Consider the following 22,908-nt stretch of genomic DNA (forward strand, 5'->3'; position numbering starts at 1 on the left):
TAAATTATAAGAATGAATATATTATGATTAATATTTATTTATGATGACTTTAATTTTTTCGTTACCTTTTCCCCTAGAATCCGATAATTCCTTTAAAATTTAATGATTTTAAATAAATTAAAACGTCAATATTAGATATTGAATTCAAAGATCTTATTTCAATTAAGTATTTTATTCAATTATCTTTCCCTTATAAATAACTCAATTACTAAATAATTAATATCAATTTTATTTTAATTAAATATATAATATTGTAAGTTTTAGTATATATCAAATAAATATTTATTATTTAATTATTACTTAAAACGCGATCATTGAAAAATATAACTCTATTGAATTATCAATTCTTTGATTAAGATAAAAAATAAATCATTAAATATTAATTCAATATAAACTTATTGAATTAATATTTAATGATTTTTATATAATAAAATTAATTATTATATAATAATTGATTTTATTATATAATTATAAATAATCGTCGAAATATAAAATTATTTAAAGAAACATCAAATTATTATAATAAAAAATTATAAATAAAATGTAATTTTAACTTATTTGTTTTTATAAATATTTTGCTTAAAAGAATTTGTCTTTGTATAAGAATTATATTTTTACTTAACAATGACATTTTTAGCTTTATTTTAAGAGGTATAAATTATGAACCGATACTCAAAAAATGGTTCAATTTCTCATCAATCAGTAAAAGAGCTTCAAACTTACATGGCTCATGTATACGGTTGGATGACATGTGGTTTAATACTTACATCATTTGTATCTTGGTTAGTTGCTCATACGCCAATTTTAATAAATTTTGTATTTAATAATAAAAGTGTTTTATTTACATTAATTTTTATCCAATTAACCTTAACAATTATTATTTCTAGTGCAATGACTAATTTAAGTAGCTCCTTAATAACAGGAATGTTCATGTTTTATTCTATGCTAACTGGATTAGTAACATCACATATCTTTTTACTATACCATTATTCTTCAATTTCAATTACTTTTTTTATATCTGCGAGTATGTTTGGAATAATGAGCATTTATGGTTATACTACAAAAAAAGATTTAAGTTGTTTTAAAAATATATTGCTTATGGGATTAATTGGGTTAGTAGTATCTTCATTAATTAATTTTGTCTTAAAAAGTTCATCATTAACATGGTTAATAACATATATTGGTATATTATTGTTCGTTGTATTAACAGCTTATGATACACAAAAATTAAAAAATTTAGGTAATAAAATTGATATTAGTAATAGTACTAATCTGAGAAATAAATCAATTGCAGGTGCTTTTATTCTTTATTTAGATTTTATTAATCTATTCAATTTGTTACTTAAAATATGTGGTGATCGTAATAAATAGATATACTTTTATATCTCCCTAGCTCCTGTTAGAAGTTAGGGAGAAAAATAAGAAATAATTTTTGTTATTTACTATTTTTAATATATTATACAATATCTTGCAATATTTTTTACGGTATGTTTAATAGATTTTTATTGTCTTAATTTCGCATAGAAGAAAATTAACTTTTATTAAGGATAATAATTATAATATTATTTATCTCTTTTTTTATTTAAAAACAATATTAATATATAACTTATTAATAATATACTTACTGAAGGAATAAATATCCAAAGAACATATTTCAAATGTTTATTGATTTTATATAACCAATGGATAATTGCACTTCCAGCATAATAGCCTAGAGTAATAAATGTAAATGACCAAATAAATGCTCCTATTATATTTAATATGAAAAATTTCATTGAATTGAGACGGCTAGCACCTATGATAATTGGCCCAATTATACGAAAACCATACATAAATCTAACTCCAATAACGAAAAAACTGGGTTGACGTTTAATTGATATTTTTGCCTTTATAATTTTATTTTTATATTTTTTTGCTTTTTGTAAAATTCTTGTACCATATTTGCGCCCAATCCAATAAAGTATTTGGTCTCCTAGTATACCTCCTGCCATTGCTGTTAAAAATACTCCAGTAGGATTTAACAATCCTTCGTGTACAGTTATACCACCAATTAAAGTAAAAGTTTCCCCTTCTGCAAGACATCCAATAAAAAGAGCTAAATAGCCATATTGAGCTATTAGTTCGCTAGTATTTAAGTGCAAGATCCTACTCTCCTTCGATAAAAATTTAGTTGGATTCTTGATTTATATGTTCATATGCAGATTAAATGATATGGTTTTGAGGTTTTTTATTAATTTAATACATATAATAAATTTTATTTAAGATATATCTTATTTTTAATAAATTTTTGTATTAATTAATATTAAAAATGCATTATGATAGTTACAATGACAATTGTCATAATATTACCTATTGATATAATCTCTATTTTTATATAAAATTGCTTAATTAGTTATAAAACAAAAAACTTATCTATATATAATTTTTTATTTATAATATTATAATCAGTTATAGGAAACATGCAATTTTAGATATTAATATTAATTTATTTTATTTATCTCTAATAAAAAAAATATTGTCTTATTTAAATCATATTATAATTAAAATTCTTTAATATTTTATTTTCATAGTTTAACAAATAAAAATTATAAATAGTTGTCACTATTTATAATTTATTTCTTAAACTAATTTAAAATAATTAGGATATAAATTTTGTATACAAACGGTTAAAATTAATTTTCAACTTATTAAGTTAAAAAGCAGATATGATGTTTGAATGTTTTATTTACTTAATATAGAATTAGTTATTTAAAATAATTCTTTAAGAACATACAAATTATTTTTATTCTCCAGTAATGTAATTCATTCATTAGTTGTTTTATATATAATAAAAAATACGAATTATGTTATTATATTTTTAAAGTGTATTTTGAAGATTTATTTAAATTAATTACAGAGCAATATATGAATAATGAAAATCATTGTAAATTAATAATTTTAGGATCTGGTCCAGCTGGTTATACTTCAGCTATTTATGCTGCACGTGCAAACCTTAACCCAGTTTTAATTACTGGATGGGAAAGAGGAGGACAACTTGTTAACACTAGAGAAGTCGAAAATTGGCCAGGTGATCATACTAATTTAACCGGACCATTATTAATGGAAAGAATGTATCAGCATGCTAAAAAATTTAATACAGAGATAATTTTTGATCACATTAAAAGTGTTAATCTACAAAAAAATCCTTTTTATTTGATTGGTAATAATACTTATACTTGTGATGCGTTAATAATTGCAACTGGAGCATCAGTTCGTTATATTGATTTAGAATCAGAGGAAAAATTTAGGGGTAAGGGTGTATCTTATTGTGCAACTTGTGATGGATTTTTTTATAAAAATAAAAAAATAGCAGTAGTTGGTGGAGGGAATACTGCCGTAGAAGAATCCCTTTATTTAGCTAATATAGCTTCTGAAGTCCATATAATTCATCGTAGAGACAGTTTTAATGCTGAAAAAATTTTAATCGATCGATTAATGAAAAAAGTAAATAAAGGGAAAATAATACTACATTTAAATTCTGTGGTGAAGGAAATTTTAGGTGATCAAAAAGGAGTAACTGGATTAAGATTGGGGCTTAATTCAGATAAACAAAAAGATCATATTTTAGATGTAGTAGGAGTATTTATCGCAATTGGGTATATTCCAAACACAAATTTTTTAAATAACCAGCTAGAGTTACAAAACGGCGGATACATAAAAGTCCAATCTGGACTTAATGGTGATGCAACTAGAACTAGTGTTCCAGGTGTATTTGCTGCAGGTGATGTGACAGACCGTATTTATCGTCAAGCAATAACATCAGCTGGTACTGGTTGTATGGCTGCACTTGATGCTGAATATTATCTTGATTGCTTATTTAAAAAATAAAATATCTAAGAACTATAATTATAATATTTTAAATTAATCAAAGATTTATTATCTTATGGTTATTATTTGATTAAAAGATAATCAATATATATTTTTTATGTATTTAATTATAGTTGCAAATTTATTTGCGAGATTATAGTAAAATATCAAGTTAGATTTTAAAATGGTTATACTATCAAAGATAGTATATCTATCATTATTTTATTAATGATAAGAATAAAGATTAAAATGTTTGTTAAATTGATAATTTTTAACAAAAAAGTATTTTTTGAATAATTAATGTATTTAAGAACATATTTAGGAGATATAATGGCTAAAGAAGATAATATCGAGATGCAAGGTACTGTATTAGATACTTTACCAAATACTATGTTTCGTGTAGAATTAGAAAATGGACATGTAATAACTGCCCATATTTCTGGGAAAATGCGTAAGAATTATATTAGAATATTAACTGGTGATAAGGTAACTGTTGAATTAACCCCTTATGATTTAAGTAAAGGTAGAATTATTTTCCGTACCCGTTAATAATATATTTGTTAATCTATTTATTTTTAATAGAATTGCTCTATTATATAAATGCATAAAAAATCAATTAATTATTTCAATTAACAGGTTAACAATTAACTTTATTAAATTATTTACTGGATAATACTTTTTTTTCAATTAAATCAATTACTAAATTTGCAATATTTACACCGCTTATAGTTTCAATTCCTTCTAAACTGGGAGAGATATTTAGTTCTGTAACCAATGGACCTCTTTTAGCTCTTATTATATCAACTCCTACCATTTCTAAATCTAATGTTGAAGCTGCCTTTATTGCAATTTTTCGCTCTTGTTCTGTAATATCTACTGTATAACCTTGACCCCCTCTATGTAAATTAGAACGAAAATCTCCTATTTTTGCTCTTCGTTCAATTGCAGCTACTACTTTTTTATTGATAACTAAGCAACGCAAATCACAACCTTTAGCTTCTTGAATAAATTCCTGTATTAAGATATTAGTATTCGTAATCCTAAAAGCATCAATTATGCTTTCTGCTGATCTATATGTTTCAGCTATTACAACTCCTATCCCCTGAGTACCTTCTATTAATTTCAGTATTAGTGGAACACCACCAACTAAGGCAATTAAATTTTTAGTATTTTCATTCCAAGAAACAAAACTAGTTATTGGAATATCAATCCCTGCTTTTGATAATAGTTGTAAAGAACACAATTTATCACGTGCTTTAGTTATTGCAATTGAGGTATTCAGAGAATAGCTGCCACAAATTTCGAATTGACGTAATAAATTAATACCATAAAATGAAGCAGAAATACCTATACGTGGAATTACAGCATCAAAATAATCTAATAATTTTCCATTAAAATAAATATTTGGTGATTCAGAATTAATATTTATATAACATGATAAAGGATCGATTATTTGTATATAATGTCCTCTATATTCAGCTACTTTGGTTAAACGACAACAAGAATAGAGCGTTTTATCACGTGATAAAATAGCTATTTTCATCGTTTAATTCCTTAATGAATGTTGGTTTCAATATATTGCCCAACCTTGTTTATGTAAATAATGAATCATAAATGGTCTCATTTCCTTTACAATTAATCTTTGTATTAATTGGTTCCAAGTTTCAATACGTTTATTAGTAGAACGATTTTTATAGTAATTCTGAATGTCTATGTTATATATGTCAAATACCTTCTGATTTGTTGTATAATAGCAGTTTTCATGTACAATTGCTTCTTGAGGTATTCGTGGTTTTATATTAGGTATATTATTTTTAGGATAACCCAAACAAAGCCCAAACAATGGTAACACAAATTTAGGTATATTTAATAATTCTACAACTTTTTTAATGTTATTACGAATTCCTCCTATAAAAACACCACCAAGATTCATTGATTCAGCAGCAAGTATTGCGTTTTGTGCCATCATTGCAGTATCAATACAACCGATGATAAGTTGTTCAATGTAACCAAGTTTAGCATTATAAGCAATTTGTAAATGACGATTAAAATCAGCACAAAATACCCAAAATTCAGGAGATTTTATTATCCACTGTTGATTGCCAGACAAAATAGCTAATTTAGAACGTAAGCATGAATCAGTGATACGTATAATAGAATAACATTGTAAAAAACTAGATGTAGAAGCTGATTGAGCAGCAGCAATTATTTGTCTGCATTGTTCTTTACTAATATCTTGATTAGTAAAGCTACGAATAGAACGATGATTACATATTAAATCAATAATAGATTTCATGCTCATAAAATCTCCAAATATTTGATATAAGTATTATTAAACTTATAGAAATTTTATATAAAATACTTGTTTATTTTTGAATACAATAAACTTTGTTTATAATAACTTTATAGGTTTATAATATAAAAAATAAGCAAATTGAGCTGATCATAACGAATATGATAATTTAATATTTATAATATACAAAACATTACCAAATTAAAATCTACTTAAATATAATAATAAGCAAACTATTTTGATAAAATTAATACTTAATTTTATTTATGTAAAATTTATTAAAACCATATATTAAACCAACTAGTAATTTTCATGATTATAAAATCAATTAATCTGCTAAAAAAATTACCTTTTTTTATATCATCAAGTGCCATTAATGGATAGTGTTTTATTAATTTATCATTAATTTTAAAATCAATAGTACCAATTATTTGATTTTTAGTTATAGGAGCTTCTAAAATACGTGAATTAAAATTCAAATTCATTTTAATGTCTTTTTTTTCGTTTTTAGCAACAGTTATTGCAATATCTTTATTTATACCAACATCAACTTTATTTTTATTTCCAAACCATACTTTTTGCTGTACTAAAGCCATATTAGATTTAACAGGAGTTATCGTTTCAAAAAAATTTAAACCCCATATTAATAATCTTTCACTATCTCTAAAACGAATATTATCGTTAGGAGCACCTAATATAACTGAAATTAAACGAGTATTTTTATCTACCGCAGATGCTACTAAATTATTACCTGCACCTAATGTATGACCAGTTTTAACACCATCAACTTTTATAATATGACTCCATAAAAGCTTATTACGATTTATCTGTCTAATTTTATTAAAAGTAAATTCTTTTTCCTTATTTAAGGCATATTCTTTTGGAACATCATGGATTAATGCTTGAGCAATTAATGCCATATCACGAGCAGTGCTATACTGTCCTTTAGCATCAAGACCATGAACTGTCATAAAATGAGTATTTTTTAATCCTAACTTTTTCACATAGTAATTCATTAAGTCAACAAAGGTTTCTTGACTACCTTCTATATAATCCGCCAATGCTATGCAAGCATCGTTACCAGATTGAATTACAATTCCTTTATTTAAATCATATACTGATACTTTATCACCAGGTTTGAGAAACATTAGTGATGAACCTTGTAGAATGTGATTACTAGGTGACCAAGCATCTTTACCTATTTCTACTATATCTTCATATTTAATACTGCCTGATTTAATTTTTTGTCCTATTACATAACTAGTCATCATCTTAGTAAGACTAGCTGGATTTAATCTCTTATCAGCATTAAATTCTGATAGTATTTCTCCACTAGAACTATCCATAAGAATCCAAGCCTTAGCATTGATTTTTGGCGATAAAGGTATTTCTTCAGCACTAATATTTATGGAAGTAATAAACAATAAAAAAAGTACTGAAGTGAAAATCATTATAAAAAAACCAGTTCTAATATTTGTCATATGTACTCAATTAAATTTTATTACATTGAACATCTTGGTTGGAAAATATTTTTATAAAGAATAAATTTAAAATATCTTAAATTAAATCAATTATTTTTTTATTCTAATATAATATACAATTTATTTTACTTGCTTTTAAAAAGATTAATAGTTCTTGTTTTAATTTTAAATAAAATATTAATGATATTTTACTTAAATTAAGTCATTAATTAATGATGACTTAATTTTATTACATAATTATGTTGCGTTTATATTTTATATATTATCATATAATAAATTATTTGAAATAAAATTTCATTATCAAATAATACTTACCTTTAAGAATTATTTAAATATTATACCAATAATGGATAATTATCTTAACAAAGTAATAAAAATATCATTGTTAAATAAAAAAATCTTTTTTTCAGTTACTTTGATTTAACATTAAATTAATAATTATGTTATTAAAATAATAAAAGATATTAAATAGTAATCAATTCGTATTTACTACAAAGATAATTTAATGGCATTTTATAGTTACTACCTTCTCTTTAATAAGATACATAATATAAGAGATAAATTAATATATTAAGATACTTATGGTGTTAATCGATTTACTGTTTAATTAAAAAAATAATTATGTAAAGTTATAAGTTTTAATCTTATAAAATATCATTCTTATATAATAACATAATTAAAATGAATCATTATTTTAATATATTAAACACTACTATTAGTTAGTCAAACCTATTTCATAAAAATTCAAGTTCAATTCTTTTGAGAAAGAAACCATAAAACAGAAGATTTTTAATTTTTGTAGTTTAAAATAAATTGATTTTTTAGAAACTACAGTTTCTTTAATTATAAAATTTTATTTATAATACACAATTCTAAAATATTGTAGATGAAATATTTTCTATAACTTTAATTAACAATACATTATTTATAAAAAAATATTACCTAATAGTTTAGAACTGTAAAATTGTTGTTTAAAGACACCAAATAAAGAATCATAATATATATTATGAGATAATTGTAATTACAGTTCTTTTACGAGAATCAATTTTTTATTTTGAGTAAGTAAATTGATGTAATGTGAATTAACAAAAAAATTGAATATTTTAATAAACTACTTGGGTTAAATGTCTAATTTGAAAAAATAAAAAAGAAATATTACGTTATAATAATTAAATTAAATAAATTTAATTTAAAAATCTATAAAAAATTTAAATTAGGTAAATTAGCAGTAATTGGTTTAAGTGGATTAGGATTTATAGCTGCAATGAATATGGTATTAGCAGGAATAAAAGAAATAACATTAATTAATTAATTTTAATAGTTCTAGTATATCCAATTTACACCATCGAATTTTACATAACAATATTAGCATATCTAAAGTTTAATCTGTTGCTGAGTATTTATCAAAAGTCAATCCTCATTGTTTCATAAATATAATAAATTACGAATTAGAATATACTGATATGATATAAATTATTATACGTCAAAAATTAGTTATTAATTGTACTGATAACATAACAATTCACGAACAAATCAATCAAATATGTTGTAAAGTCAAGATTCACTAATATCTAGTTCATCAAAAAATATTGAAGGGTATTTTATTTTTTTAATTGGCAATTAAATACTCCATGCTATATATATGTATTAGTCATCTTTTTAAGATAAGTGATTATAATCATATAAAATAAGGACAATTTTACCTATTTTCAGTATCATTAGTGCCATGTAATCAGTAAAGGCAATTACATTATTAACTAATTATAATACATTTATTATAACTATAAAAATATTATTTTTATATAATAAATTAAATTTACAATATCGCCGCGTAATATTTGGTAAAAAAGATGAATTGTGAAATATGTAGTTAATATATTCAAATTAATTTAATTTAAATTTTCAATATTTAAAATTTCACTTAAAAGTATATTGATTCATTTTGTAATTTATTTTGACCTAGAAGATAGTTATCTAACTTATTATAGATAAAATAAAAAAGCCGAGTACCTTACATGGTTCTCAGCTGTTATTTTTTACTGTATTGTTGCTTAATATCATTTTTAACCATTATTAATCAATAAGAAAACTATCTAAATTTCTTCCTGATGCAATAGCTTTTTTTATGGCTACAGGCGTTCTTCCTTGACCAGTCCATGATTTTTGTTCACCATTTTCATCAGTATAAGAATATTTTGCAGGTCTTGGTATACGTTTGGTACGTTTTTTACTTATCTCTAGAACACCTAGTAATTCATTAGGATCAATACCATCTTCTATTAACATTTTACGATATTTAGACAATTTTTCTTCTTTTTGACGATTTTGAATTTCTTCTGTTTCAGCTTCTTCTCGTCGTTCAGTTACTACTACAGTTAATTTTTCAAGAATCTCTTCTAAATCAGCGAGTGGAAGTTCTCTCGTTTGAGAACGTAATGTACGTATGTTATTTAAAATTTTAAAAGGATCGCTCATAATAATATCCTTAATTATAAATCAGGATTGTAATAAAATTTTGTTGATAATATTTGTCTAATTTCAATAAAAAACAACATAATTTTATTTAGTAAAATTATGCCAATTTTTAATTAGAAAAAAAATTAATCAATTAATTAAATCTAATTATAAATTATATTATCATTGGTAATATAACATTAATCACTATTTTAATTTTATCATACATTTTTTAAAAAATTTAATGTTAAATTAATTGATAATATGAAAATGATTATATATTAAAAATATTTTAATACATTTCTAATTATATTAACTTAAAATTTGTTTTCTTTTTTCTAAAAAATTTAACTAATTATTCAATTTTATAATTATGTATTTAATTATTTATTATGAGGATTTATTTTAAATCAATATAAAGGATTTTAAATTTATATATTATAATAAATAAAAATAACTTAAAAAGTTATTTTTATTGTAATATATTTCACAAATCTATAATAACAATCATTATTAAAGTTTAGTAATTTAAAATTAATAATTTTCATAAATAAACTTACATTAATCTTATTAATAACGTATTATAGTTATGATAAATATTATTACAAATATTTTGTTATCTGTTAAATAATTTTCAATTTAAAATTGATTTCATGATATATAAATTTAATTACTTATTTTGAGTTATATTTATGGTTTTCATAAAATTTTTTAAAAACAGCCAATGTTATGTCGCTAACATGATGTTCTATTCCTTCTGAATCTAGACGAGCTGTTTTCGCATCAATACCTAATATTAATAGAAAATTTTCAACAATTTGATGTCTTATTAAAATTTTTTTAGCACGTATTTTACCTTTAGTTGTTAAAAATATACTGCGATAAGGTATCTGTATAATTAATCCGTGACTACTGAGACGTTTTAACATTTTTGCAACTGTAGGTTGTGATACTCCTAGTCTTGTGGCTATGTCTATCTGACGTATTTCACCAAACTCAATATTTAAATTGTGTATTAGTTCGATATAATCATCAACTAGTTCATAACGATGTGCTTTACGTACTTTTTGGAAACTTTCTATATAATTAGAAATTTTTTTTTTCATACAAGTTCCTATTTTTATTTAATTTAAATAAATTAAATTTCTTTAATATATGAATTTTATATTATTAATTAAAGTTTAATTTTTATTAGGATTAATTAAGAATATTTCTTAATACTTTTAAGTAAATAAAAAAAATTTAATTTAATACTTGTATAAAATTAAATTTATTAAATAATGTTTTATTCTTTAAACTAAATAGTTATTTATATAGTTGTTCGTATTAATAAATTTTAAAATATATTTTATTTAAAACAAACTAATATTAACTAAAAATAATATTTAAAATAAAGTATTTAATTAAAATAATTTAATTATTATATTTTGGTATTTTAATTAAAAAATTCAATTATCATAAAGAATATGTTAATATATACTCAACTGTTAGTGGTTTGAAAATATGAATAATATAAAAATTGATAACAAAATATTTTGAAATCTATGTATAAGATCATTGAATTTAATTATCAATAGATAACTTAATATTATTAAGTAATTATATTTTTAGTAATAATTAATATGTTTTAATTTGATTGCATATTGGTATATTACATAAATAATTTTGAGGGATTAAAATAGTTAAATATAAGTTTTATAATAATTATTTAAAATAATATGAAAATATAACAGTTTATTAATAAATATATTGACACCAATAGAAGACGGCCTTATTTAGACCGTCTTGATTCATTAGAAAGAACAACCTACACCAGCAAAAATATTTTTAACTCGGTCATCATGCAAAATACCTGTTTCATAACCAAAATCAATTACAAAATTTTCTAGTGGATCAATTTGTATGCCTGCTGTGAAAGAAATTCCATAATCTAAAAAAACTAAATCTTTTTTAGTTTTATTTATACTTTTACTTTGAAGTTTATTTGATATAAAACCCATTGTTCCATAAACACTAACCATATTATTTAAACGATAAACAGGACCAACACTAATATCCATATATTGACTTTTTAAATAAGAAACTTTGTTTTCAAATTTATCTGTTTCTGTATAAAGTAAGGCACCAATAAAACTAATTGGTTTAAATATATCATCATATTCATATCGGTATTTAAAAACAAAACCCTTTGGATTATTACGCATTGTTTTAGAAACACCATAAACAGCACTTCCAGTTATTAATCTTTGTGCATTCGCCATACTTGCAGATAATGATATTATGCAAGCTAATGCTAATAAATATAAGAATTTTTTCATAATTAACCTCAAAAAACTAAAAAACATGTTTTTATTAATAATTATTTAGATTCAAGAAACTAGGTCGTTTATTGATTATCTAATATTTAGAAATATAAAGTTTTAGAATATAAAGTAACATATTAAAATTATTACAAATTTAATATATTATACTTTTATAATAGTGTTATTTCTCTTTTGAATCTTATTTATTTTTCAATTTTATGTAATATCTTAAATTATTTTAACTTTATTTGATTAATTTTATTGAACATATAATTTTAAATCAGTTTTATAATTTTTATATTATGTAATTTAATGAAAATAAAAAAACTACTTGTTAAATAATAATCTAATAATTAACAATAATTACTAGATTAATACTATAAAATAAGTCTTAATTATTTTATAGTATTAATAATTAAAATAAATATTTTAATACAAAATCTTTAATATATTATATAATGGTATATTTATCTTGTAATATCTTAATCTTAGCAAGATAGTGACATTATATACTGAAATCATTAATTTAATGAAATATTTTATTTAAGTATATGTCAAGTATTAAGACAATTTATTATTTTTCAGATATTGCTTATAGACATATAGTATGTTTTTAATTTTTATTCATTAATTACATCTATTTATAGATATATGTATTATTAATTATATACAATATCATAAATGTAAAGATATACTATTAAATATAAAAATAACTGATAAAAAATTTATATGCATAAATACTAGGATACTAATACTAATTTATTAAAATAATTTAATTAGATAGTTTTCGATAAACAAAAATATTACATGTTATACAAATAAATAATATGGACATATATGATTATATTTAATAATCTTAATAAGATATAAAATATTTATTATCAATGAATAAATGAAATTAATTTTAATAAAAACATATAAAACAATATCTGGTATTGCAATTTATGTACTGTTTATACGTATATTCAAATAGAGAAAAACAAAAAATACAAATTCTTTTAAAGAAAAATTGATTTTTTATCATTATTATTTAATAATTTAATTTTTAATATTAAAATAAATAAATTAAAATATACAAAAGATCAAATAATTGTTGTGATATAATTTCTTAATGTCAAAAATAATATCTAATAATTTATTCTACAATTAAATAAATTGTTATTTTATTATATGCTATGTAAGATAAATTTCTTTATCTTAATGTTTAGTATGTTCCAGCATTATTTGAATATAATCATAGAATGGTTAAAAATAATAACTAAAATAATTCAACTGAATGTAATTTTAATAATATTAAATATGTAGGATAGTTATGTTAGATCCGAGTTTATTGCGTAAGGAACCACAAATTATAGCAGCGAAACTAATAAAAAGAGGATTTATTTTAGATTTAGAAACAATAACTTCTCTTGAAGATAAACGTAAAACATTACAACAAACAATTGAAAATCTAAATATTAATTACAAAATAAAATCTAAACATATTTGCCAAACAAAAAAATGTGGGGGAAATATAAACGAATTATCTAAAGAAATTAAGACATTGAAATTAAAGTTAGATTATATTAAAACACAATTAAATAATTTACAAATTCAAATCAGAGATTTTACATTGCAATTGCCTAATTTACCTGCAGATGAAGTTCCTTATGGTAAAAACAATAGTGAAAATGTTGAAATTAGTTGCTGGGGCAAGTTACGTGATTTTAATTTTAAAATTAGAGATCATGTTGAATTAGGTGAAATAAATAAAGGACTTGATTTCGCCTCTGCAGCAAAAATAACTGGTGCAAGATTTGTAGTAATGCAGGGTCAAATTGCCCGATTACATCGTGCATTGGGACAATTTATGCTTGATCTTCACATAACAAAACATGGATATTTAGAAACCTATGTTCCATATTTAGTTAATCAGAATAGCTTATATGGTACAGGACAATTACCAAAATTCAGTCAAGATATATTTCATATTAAACAGCAAAAAAATAAATCAGAAATTAATAGTTACTCTCTTATTCCTACTTCTGAAGTTCCATTAGTTAACTTTGCGAGAAACAAAGTTTTTAATGAACAACATTTGCCTTTTAAATTAACTGCATATACTCCTTGTTTTCGTTCTGAAGCTGGATCTTATGGGCGTGATGTTAGAGGTTTGATTCGTATGCATCAATTTGATAAAGTTGAATTAATTCAAATTGTAAAACCAGAATTATCAATGAATGCTTTAGAAGAATTGTCAAGTCACGCAGAAACAGTATTGAAGTTATTAAATTTACCATACCGAAAAGTTTTGCTATGTACTGGAGATATGAGTTTTGGTGCAGCTAAAACATATGATCTGGAAGTGTGGTTCCCATCACAAAATACCTACCGAGAAATTTCATCTTGTTCTAATATGGGGGATTTTCAGGCTCGTAGAATAAGAGCTTGTTATCGCAGTGTTGAAAAAAACAAAAAAAATTTATTAACGCATACTTTGAACGGTTCAGCTCTTGCAGTAGGAAGAACATTAGCAGCAGTTATGGAAAATTATCAGGAAGAAAATGGGAAAATTATAATTCCTAAAGTTTTATATCCCTATATGAATAGCATGCATTCAATATATTAACGATTTTTAAATTAAAGATTATGATTTTATATTTTGACTATTAAAATTTGCTAAAGTTAAATAAATTTAAATCAAGACACTTTTATACTAATTAATATAAAATATTTAAAACAAAAATGACAAAAATATATAATTTTAGTGCAGGTCCAGCAATGTTACCAATTGAAGTTCTTTATCATGTAAAAAAAGAACTAACAAATTGGAATAATTTAGGTGTTTCTGTAATGGAAATCAGTCATCGAAGTAAAGATTTTATCGAAATGGCTGAAAGGACTATTAATGATTTTCGAGATCTTTTGCACATACCTTCTAATTATAAAATTTTATTTTGTCATGGAGGAGCAAGAGCACAATTTTCTGCAGTGCCTGGTAATTTATTAGGTTCGTCTACAACAGCTGATTATATAAATGGAGGTTATTGGTCTAGTAAGGCAATAGAAGAAGCTAAAAATTATTGTTTCCCTAGAATTACAAATGTAAAAAGGATATGCGAAGGTAAATATGAAATAATGCCAATGAAAAATTGGAATACTAGTGATCATTCAGCATATTTACATTATTGTCCTAATGAAACTGTAGATGGTATCTCTATTGATGAACAACCTAATTTTGGTAAAAAAATAGTAGTAGCTGATTTATCATCGACTATATTGTCACGTCCAATTAATATTAATAATTATGGATTGATTTATGCTAGTGCTCAAAAAAATATAGGTCCAGCTGGTTTAACCATATTAGTTATAAATGAAACATTATTGGATAATAAAATAAATTCATATATACCATCAATTCTTAATTATCAAATTTTGGCTGAAAATAACTCAATGTTTAATACGCCATCTACGTTCTCTTGGTATTTAGCAGGTCTGATATTTGATTGGTTAAAGAAAAAAGGTGGTGTTGATGCAATTGATAAAATAAATCAAACGAAATCAGATCTTCTTTATGAAACTATTGATCATAGTAGTGGTTTTTATAATAATAATATCTCAAAGAAAAATAGATCACGTATGAATATTACTTTTAACTTATTAAGCAATTCATTAGAAAGTTTATTTTTAGAAGAATCTATTAAAGCAGGTTTAATTTCTCTAAAAGGTCATAGTGCAGTAGGAGGTATTCGTGCATCAATATATAACGCAATGACTTTAGATGGAGTTAAGGCTTTAATTAACTTTATGAATTATTTTGCAAATAAATATGGGTAATTAAAAATCACTTGTTTTATTTGATAATTATATCAAAAATGATATTTATATTTTTTGGATTTTATCATGAAAGATTCTATGATTTTAAAACCAATTTCTCGAATTAATGGTACAGTTGATCTCCCTGGTTCTAAAAGTATATCCAATCGTGCCTTATTACTTGCTGCTATGTCAGAAGGAACAACTAAATTAAAAAATTTACTAAATAGTGATGATGTTAAATATATGCTTTATGCTTTGCATAAATTAGGTATAAGCTATAAATTATACAATAATAATACTACATGTGAAATAATAGGTAATGCTGGTCCTTTAAAATCATTAAATACTTTAAAATTATTTTTAGGTAATGCAGGTACAGTCATGAGACCTCTAACTGCTGCTTTATGTTTAGGTTCACAAGACATTATATTAACTGGTGAGCAACGTATGAAAGAACGTCCTATTGGCCATTTAGTAGATGTATTACGTAAAGGTGGTGCAAAAATCAATTATTTAGAAAAAATTAACTACCCCCCAATTAGGATATATGGTGGATTTTTAGGTGGAAAACTGATAATAGATAGTAGTATATCTAGTCAGTTTTTAACTTCTTTATTAATGGTATCCCCATTAGCTGCACAAGATACGAAAATTAGTGTTAAAAGTAACTTGGTCTCAAAACCTTATATTGATATTACTTTAAAAATGATGAATGATTTTGGTATTAAAATAGAAAACCAAGATTACAATAATTTTTATATACAAGGCAAACAGAAATACCGTTCACCAAAAGAATATTTAATTGAAGGAGATGCATCTTCAGCTTCTTATTTTTTAGCTGCAGGTGCAATTAAGGGTGGTACCGTATGCGTAAAAGGAATTGGTTATAATAGCATTCAAGGTGATATACGTTTTATTGATATATTGGAGGATATGGGAGCTGATGTCCATCGAAATAAGAACTATATCTCATGTTCAGTAGCTAAACTAAACAAATTACACGCCGTTAATATGGATATGAATGATATTCCTGATGTTGCAATGACAGTTGCTGTGATGTCTTTGTTTTCTAAAGGTATAACAAAAATAAGAAATATTTACAATTGGCGTTTAAAAGAAACAGATCGTATAGTAGCGATGGCAACTGAATTACGAAAATTAGGTGCAAAAGTTAAAGAAGGTTACGATTATATTTTTATTAAACCATCACGTAATATTACTCATGCTAATATTAATACATATAATGATCATCGCATGGCGATGTGTTTCTCTCTTGTAGCGCTATCAGATACACCTGTTACTATTAACAACCCAAATTGTACGTCAAAGACTTTTCCGGAATATTTTAGAGAGTTTGATAAAATTAGCCAATACTAATATAATCTTTTTAGTAATTTACATCTTATCAAAGCAATTTATTTAAAATAAACATAAATAGTCATTTTAAATTAACTGTTTATTTAATATTAATTGATAAATTAAGGATATAATATTGGCTATTCCAATAATAACTATTGATGGTCCTAGTGGAGCGGGTAAGAGTACTATATGTAAAGCAATTGGGAAATTGTTAAGTTGGAATATATTAGATTCAGGTGCTATATATCGTTCTGTAGCTCTTTTGAGCTTAAATAAAAAATTGAATGTTTTAGACCTAAAAAACTTATCCAAGTGCATATTATCAAATTTTAACATAAAATTCTTCTACAAAAACTCTGAAATCAGAGTTTTGTTAAACAGCAAAGACATTACTGATAAAATACGTGAAGAACAGATAAGCAAACTATCCTGCAGTATAGCAGAATCATCTACTATTCGTAATATTTTAATAGAAAAACAAAGATCTTTTCTTAAAGAACCTGGTTTAATTGCTGACGGACGTGATATGGGTACTGTTATTTTTCCTCATGCACCAGTAAAAATTTTTTTAGATGCTAGTTTAGAAGAACGTACCCGTAGACGAAAGTTACAGTTGAAAAAAAAAGGTTTTAATGTTAAGTTTGGGCTTTTATTTCAAGAAATGAAAAAAAGAGATGAACATGATTATAATCGCAAGATTTCACCGTTGTTCCCTGCTACTGATGCAATAATTATAAATTCAGAACATATTTCTATTAATCAAATAATAGAAAATATATTGCAATACGCTCAGGAAAAATTATTATTTAATAATTGATTATTATAATAAGCTTATACCAGGGATTAGGCATAAGTTATGTTAAACAACACCATATGACATGAAGTCAAATGGCAGTTAAAGTTAAGAGTTTTTAAAATAATAAATATGGCTGAATCTTTTTCTCAATTATTTAAAGAATCACTAGAAGAAATAGAAACACGACCTGGTTCTATTGTGCGTGGTATAGTAATATCCATAGATAATGATATAGTTATGGTAGATGCAGGATTAAAATCTGAATCAGCAATTCCTATAGACCAATTTAAGAATATTTCAGGAGAAATCAAAATTCAAATAGGTGATGAAGTTGATGTTGCTCTAGATGCAGTAGAAGATGGTTTTGGAGAAACTATCTTATCTCGTGAAAAAGCTAAACGTCATGAAGCTTGGATTATGTTGGAACATGCTTATGAAAATGATGAAGTCGTTTCAGGCATTATCAACGGCAAAGTTAAAGGAGGATTTACTGTTGAGCTAAATGGTATTCGTGCATTTTTACCAGGTTCATTAGTAGATGTTCGTCCGATACGTGATATGTTTCATCTTGAAGGAAAAAATATTGAATTTAAGGTAATAAAATTAGATCAAAAACGTAATAATGTTGTAGTTTCCCGTCGTGCGGTTATTGAATTTGAAAATAGTGCTGAACGTAGTCAATTATTAGAAAATTTATCCGAAGGAATGGAAATAAAGGGTATTGTTAAAAACCTCACAGATTATGGAGCATTTGTTGATTTAGGTGGAGTTGATGGCCTATTACATATAACTGATATGGCTTGGAAAAGAGTTAAGCATCCTAGTGAAATAGTTAATGTAGGGAATGAAATCAAAGTTAAAGTATTGAAATTTGATCGAGAAAGAACACGTGTATCTCTTGGTTTAAAACAGCTTGGTGAAGATCCTTGGATAGCAATTGCTAAAAGATATCCTGAAAAGACTAAGCTTACTGGACGTGTAACTAATCTAACTGACTATGGGTGCTTTGTAGAAATAGAAGAGGGAGTAGAAGGTTTAGTACATATTTCTGAAATGGATTGGACTAATAAAAACATACATCCTTCAAAAGTAGTTAGTGTGAATGAATTGGTTGAAATTATAGTATTAGATATAGATGAAGAACGACGTCGTATTTCTTTAGGTTTAAAACAATGTAAAACTAATCCATGGCAACAATTTTCTGAAAAACACAATAAAGGTGATCGTGTTGAGGGTAGAATTAAATCAATTACGGATTTTGGAATTTTCATTGGATTAGATGGTGGAATTGACGGTTTAGTTCATTTATCAGATATTTCTTGGAATTTAAATTATGAAGATATAGAAATATCACGTAATTACAAGAAAGGAGATGATATTTCTGCAGTTGTACTACAAGTGGATACAGAACGTGAACGTATATCTTTAGGTATAAAACAGCTTGAAGAAGATCCATTTAATAAATACATTATTTTAAATAAAAAAGGTATTATTGTTTCTGGCAAGATAATATCTGTTGATGCTAAAAATGTTATAATTGAATTATCTGAAGGTGTTGAAGGTCATTTAAAAATCTCTGAAATTTCTCGAGATCGTCAAGAAATTTCTCAACATTTAACGAAAATTGGAAATATAATCGAAGTTAAAATAATTAGTATAGATCGTAAAAATCGCATTATTGGTTTATCTATTAAACCCAAAGAACCATTAGAAGAAAAAAAGAATTTTATTAACAATACTATTAATAATAATGAAGAAAATAATTTTTCAAGTGCTATGGTTGAAGCATTTAAAGCAGCTAAAAATGAATAGATCTTTATTTTAGAAAACAGGAAAATTATTGAGTATTAATAATTATTGGAAATAATATTAATATTATTTGATGGGTTAATTATATGACAAAATCAGAACTTATTGAAAGATTAGCAGAACAAAATACTCATATATCAATTAAGATTATTGAAAATGCAGTCAAGGAAATAATTGAATATATGGCAAGTACACTAGCGCAAGGTGAACGTATTGAAATTAGAGGTTTTGGCAGTTTCTCTTTGCATTACCGTGCTCCTCGTATTGGTCGAAATCCTAAAACAGGAGATAAAGTAGATTTAGAAGGTAAGTATGTTCCACATTTTAAGCCAGGAAAAGAACTTCGTGATCGTGCAAATATCTATAATTAATTAATTATCTTGCTTCAATTTTTTCTATTTGATGCTGCACTTTACCGCAGCATCCATTTTATGATCTATTAAGAGTATTTCATAAATTAAAAGATATGTAGTAAATTTTAATTAACATATAGAGAAATATACAAATATTTATAAGTTAATAATAAATATATTCATAAGTGTTAATAAAAAAACGAAAGTCATTGAAATAAAATTTAATTTGAATTTATAAATTTAAACATAAAAATAGCACTAGCACTGCAATATTCATATTAAAAACTGTATAATTACAAATATAAATTCTTGAAACTAGAACATATGTTATAAATAATAAGAATATATGTTTTAAAAAAATAAAAATAAAATTAATTTTATTGTATTTTATAATCAATTATATTGTTATCTCAATTAGGTAAATTCATTGTAAAACAGACAATTGATTGACAGAATAGATACTAATATTTTGGTATGAGTTTTTGTGCATATTATAACTTGATATTACCATTTTACTATTTTATGAGGTTGTATGAATTATCATATTATTCCTGTTACTCATCTTATGCAAAATTGCTGTATTATATGGTGCAAATCAACACGTGAATCAGCTATAATTGATCCAGGTGGAAATGCCGAAAATATAAAACAAAAACTATTAAATATTGATCTTAAGCCAACTAAGATTCTTATAACACATGGACATTGGGATCATGTTAGTGCGGCTGTAGAATTGAGTAAATTTTATCAGATTCCAATATTAGGACCTCAAAAATTTGATGAATTTTTACTTAAATCATCAATTCAAAATAATGTTTGTAATTCAGTTAAATTTCTATCTTTTGTACCTAACTATTGGCTTTCACATGGTGAAATTATAAAAATAGGGTTGTTAAATTTTGAAGTTATACATTGCCCTGGACATACACCAGGACATGTTGTGTTCTTTTATAGAAAAGGACGTTTTTTAATTTCTGGAGATGTAATTTTTAATAATTCTATAGGTCGTACTGACTTTCCTAGAAGTAGTCACCAAGATTTATTGAATTCTATTGAAATGAAATTATTTCCTTTAGGTGATGATATAACTTTTATACCTGGTCATGGAGACATTTCTACTTTAGGATTTGAAAAAATAAATAATCCTTATTTTAAATCAAATATATAAAAACTAAGATATGTTAATTACAAGCAAAGAACTTTCTTAATAGCATCGCATAAAATAGATACATTATTTGGCGTAATACCTGCAAAGTTTACACGACCAGAATCTAATATATAGATACCAAATTTTTTGTATAGCTCTAAAACTTGTCTTTTATTTAATCCAATAAATGAAAACATACCTTGTTGTTTAACAATAAAACTATAATCTTTCTGGATATTTTTTTTGATTAAGGTATCAACAAATAATATCCTCATAAGTTTAATTCTCATTTTCATTTCTGATAATTCTTGTTCCCATAAATCATATAGAGAGCGATCTTTAGAAATAGTTGTTATAATTTTAGCACCATGTGCAGGTGGACTAGAATAATTAGAACGAATAATAGATTTTATTTGACTAAAAGTATTTTCAGCTATTTTAGAACTTTCTAAAATCAAAGTGAGTGCGCCAGTTCTTTCATTATATAAACTGAAATTTTTTGAATAAGAACTAGCTATGATTATTTCTTGATGTAATTCTAAAAATATATGCAACCCTTTAGCATCTTCATTGATATTATTAGCAAAACCCTGATAAGCAAAATCAAATAATGGCAACCAGCCATTATTTTGAGACATATTTGCTAAATATTTCCATTGTTCAATATTAAGATCAACTCCTGTTGGGTTATGACAACATCCATGAAATAATACTACATCTCCTGATTTAACCTTTTTTAAAGAATCAATCATACTATCAAAAGATAATTTATGATTTTTTTTGTCATAATATTGATAATAATGTATTTCAAAACCTAAAGAATTAAATATGTTTTGATGATTAGGCCAACTTGGATTGCTAATCCAAATACGATTTGTAGAATTTTTAGCTAATAATATAATATCTGCAGCTACTCTTAATGCTCCTGTTCCACCTATAGTTTGGATAGTGCGTGCCCGATCTTCTTTAATTATTAAACTATTTTTTCCTAAGAGGAGATTTTGTGTAAAAGTATTAAAATCAAATAAACCTTCAATACTAAGATAATTTTTAGTATTCTCTGTTTCTGTTAAGATATGCTCAGCTTTTTTTACACTCTTGAGAATAGGAGTATTACCGAAATTATCTTTATATACACCTATTCCAAGATTAATTTTGTTAGAACGGTTATCAGCATAAAATAAATCAGCTAGTCCTAAAATAGGATCATTTGGGGCATATAAAATCGATTCAAACATAAATTAATTCCAATGTAGTAAATAATTATAT

The 22,908-nt window shown here is 24.2% G+C and carries 18 protein-coding genes; 10 read left to right on the forward strand and 8 right to left on the reverse strand.

What is annotated here, in order from left to right:
• Positions 1-660: 660 nt before the first annotated feature.
• Positions 661-1,371, forward strand: a complete 711-nt coding sequence (locus CRV09_RS00370; RefSeq protein WP_136132166.1) for a Bax inhibitor-1/YccA family protein — start codon at positions 661-663, stop codon at positions 1,369-1,371.
• Between the two features lie 191 nt (positions 1,372-1,562).
• On the opposite strand, the gene CRV09_RS00375 is transcribed toward CRV09_RS00370, so the two are convergent.
• Positions 1,563-2,141, reverse strand: coding sequence for a DedA family protein (locus CRV09_RS00375; protein WP_136132167.1), 579 nt, complete (start codon positions 2,139-2,141; stop codon positions 1,563-1,565).
• Between the two features lie 763 nt (positions 2,142-2,904).
• Between CRV09_RS00375 and trxB the strand changes: the two genes are divergently transcribed.
• Positions 2,905-3,867, forward strand: a complete 963-nt coding sequence (gene trxB, locus CRV09_RS00380; RefSeq protein WP_136132168.1) for a thioredoxin-disulfide reductase — start codon at positions 2,905-2,907, stop codon at positions 3,865-3,867.
• 309 nt (positions 3,868-4,176) lie between these two features.
• The gene (gene infA, locus CRV09_RS00385) at positions 4,177-4,395 is read left to right on the forward strand and encodes a translation initiation factor IF-1 (RefSeq protein WP_136132169.1); all 219 of its coding nucleotides are present in this window, start codon (positions 4,177-4,179) and stop codon (positions 4,393-4,395) included.
• A 109-nt stretch (positions 4,396-4,504) separates the two neighbouring features.
• Here infA and rimK read toward each other — a convergent pair whose 3' ends face one another.
• The 6 genes from rimK to CRV09_RS00420 form a co-directional block, all read right to left on the reverse strand.
• The gene (gene rimK / locus CRV09_RS00390; RefSeq protein ID WP_136132170.1) at positions 4,505-5,389 is read right to left on the reverse strand and encodes a 30S ribosomal protein S6--L-glutamate ligase; all 885 of its coding nucleotides are present in this window, start codon (positions 5,387-5,389) and stop codon (positions 4,505-4,507) included.
• A 27-nt stretch (positions 5,390-5,416) separates the two neighbouring features.
• A complete protein-coding gene (gene nfsA, locus CRV09_RS00395; RefSeq protein ID WP_136132395.1) occupies positions 5,417-6,142 on the reverse strand; it encodes an oxygen-insensitive NADPH nitroreductase in 726 nt (241 codons plus the stop codon).
• Positions 6,143-6,417: 275 nt separating this feature from the next.
• Positions 6,418-7,620, reverse strand: coding sequence for a serine hydrolase (locus tag CRV09_RS00400; RefSeq protein WP_136132171.1), 1,203 nt, complete (start codon positions 7,618-7,620; stop codon positions 6,418-6,420).
• A gap of 2,073 nt (positions 7,621-9,693) precedes the next feature.
• Complete coding sequence (locus CRV09_RS00410) at positions 9,694-10,095, reverse strand: H-NS family histone-like protein (RefSeq protein WP_136132172.1); 402 nt, start codon at positions 10,093-10,095, stop codon at positions 9,694-9,696.
• A gap of 653 nt (positions 10,096-10,748) precedes the next feature.
• Positions 10,749-11,180 carry a manganese-binding transcriptional regulator MntR gene (mntR, locus tag CRV09_RS00415; RefSeq protein WP_136132173.1) on the reverse strand — a complete coding sequence of 144 codons (432 nt, stop codon included), beginning with the start codon at positions 11,178-11,180 and terminating at the stop codon, positions 10,749-10,751.
• A 687-nt stretch (positions 11,181-11,867) separates the two neighbouring features.
• Positions 11,868-12,392, reverse strand: coding sequence for an Ail/Lom family outer membrane beta-barrel protein (locus CRV09_RS00420; protein WP_158675178.1), 525 nt, complete (start codon positions 12,390-12,392; stop codon positions 11,868-11,870).
• A gap of 1,297 nt (positions 12,393-13,689) precedes the next feature.
• Here CRV09_RS00420 and serS point away from each other — a divergent pair.
• The 7 genes from serS to CRV09_RS00455 all read left to right on the forward strand — a co-directional run bounded on the left by serS (position 13,690) and on the right by CRV09_RS00455 (position 21,660).
• Complete coding sequence (gene serS, locus CRV09_RS00425) at positions 13,690-14,985, forward strand: serine--tRNA ligase (protein ID WP_136132175.1); 1,296 nt, start codon at positions 13,690-13,692, stop codon at positions 14,983-14,985.
• Positions 14,986-15,101: 116 nt separating this feature from the next.
• Entirely contained in the window at positions 15,102-16,193 is a 1,092-nt protein-coding gene (gene serC, locus CRV09_RS00430) for a 3-phosphoserine/phosphohydroxythreonine transaminase (protein ID WP_136132176.1), read from the forward strand.
• Positions 16,194-16,259: 66 nt separating this feature from the next.
• Complete coding sequence (aroA, locus tag CRV09_RS00435) at positions 16,260-17,552, forward strand: 3-phosphoshikimate 1-carboxyvinyltransferase (RefSeq protein WP_136132177.1); 1,293 nt, start codon at positions 16,260-16,262, stop codon at positions 17,550-17,552.
• A gap of 115 nt (positions 17,553-17,667) precedes the next feature.
• Positions 17,668-18,351, forward strand: coding sequence for a (d)CMP kinase (cmk, locus tag CRV09_RS00440; protein WP_241973699.1), 684 nt, complete (start codon positions 17,668-17,670; stop codon positions 18,349-18,351).
• A gap of 108 nt (positions 18,352-18,459) precedes the next feature.
• Positions 18,460-20,142, forward strand: coding sequence for a 30S ribosomal protein S1 (gene rpsA / locus CRV09_RS00445; RefSeq protein WP_136132179.1), 1,683 nt, complete (start codon positions 18,460-18,462; stop codon positions 20,140-20,142).
• A gap of 83 nt (positions 20,143-20,225) precedes the next feature.
• Positions 20,226-20,510: an integration host factor subunit beta gene (ihfB, locus tag CRV09_RS00450; protein ID WP_136132180.1), complete on the forward strand. Its 285-nt coding sequence runs from the start codon at positions 20,226-20,228 to the stop codon at positions 20,508-20,510.
• A gap of 514 nt (positions 20,511-21,024) precedes the next feature.
• The gene (locus tag CRV09_RS00455) at positions 21,025-21,660 is read left to right on the forward strand and encodes an MBL fold metallo-hydrolase (protein WP_136132181.1); all 636 of its coding nucleotides are present in this window, start codon (positions 21,025-21,027) and stop codon (positions 21,658-21,660) included.
• A 17-nt stretch (positions 21,661-21,677) separates the two neighbouring features.
• Here the strand turns inward: CRV09_RS00455 and CRV09_RS00460 are convergent, their stop codons facing one another.
• Entirely contained in the window at positions 21,678-22,877 is a 1,200-nt protein-coding gene (locus CRV09_RS00460) for an amino acid aminotransferase (protein ID WP_136132182.1), read from the reverse strand.
• Between the last annotated feature and the right edge of the window lie 31 nt (positions 22,878-22,908).

The sequence above is a fragment of the Candidatus Pantoea edessiphila genome (assembly GCF_002933345.1).
Lineage (GTDB): Bacteria > Pseudomonadota > Gammaproteobacteria > Enterobacterales > Enterobacteriaceae > Pantoea_C.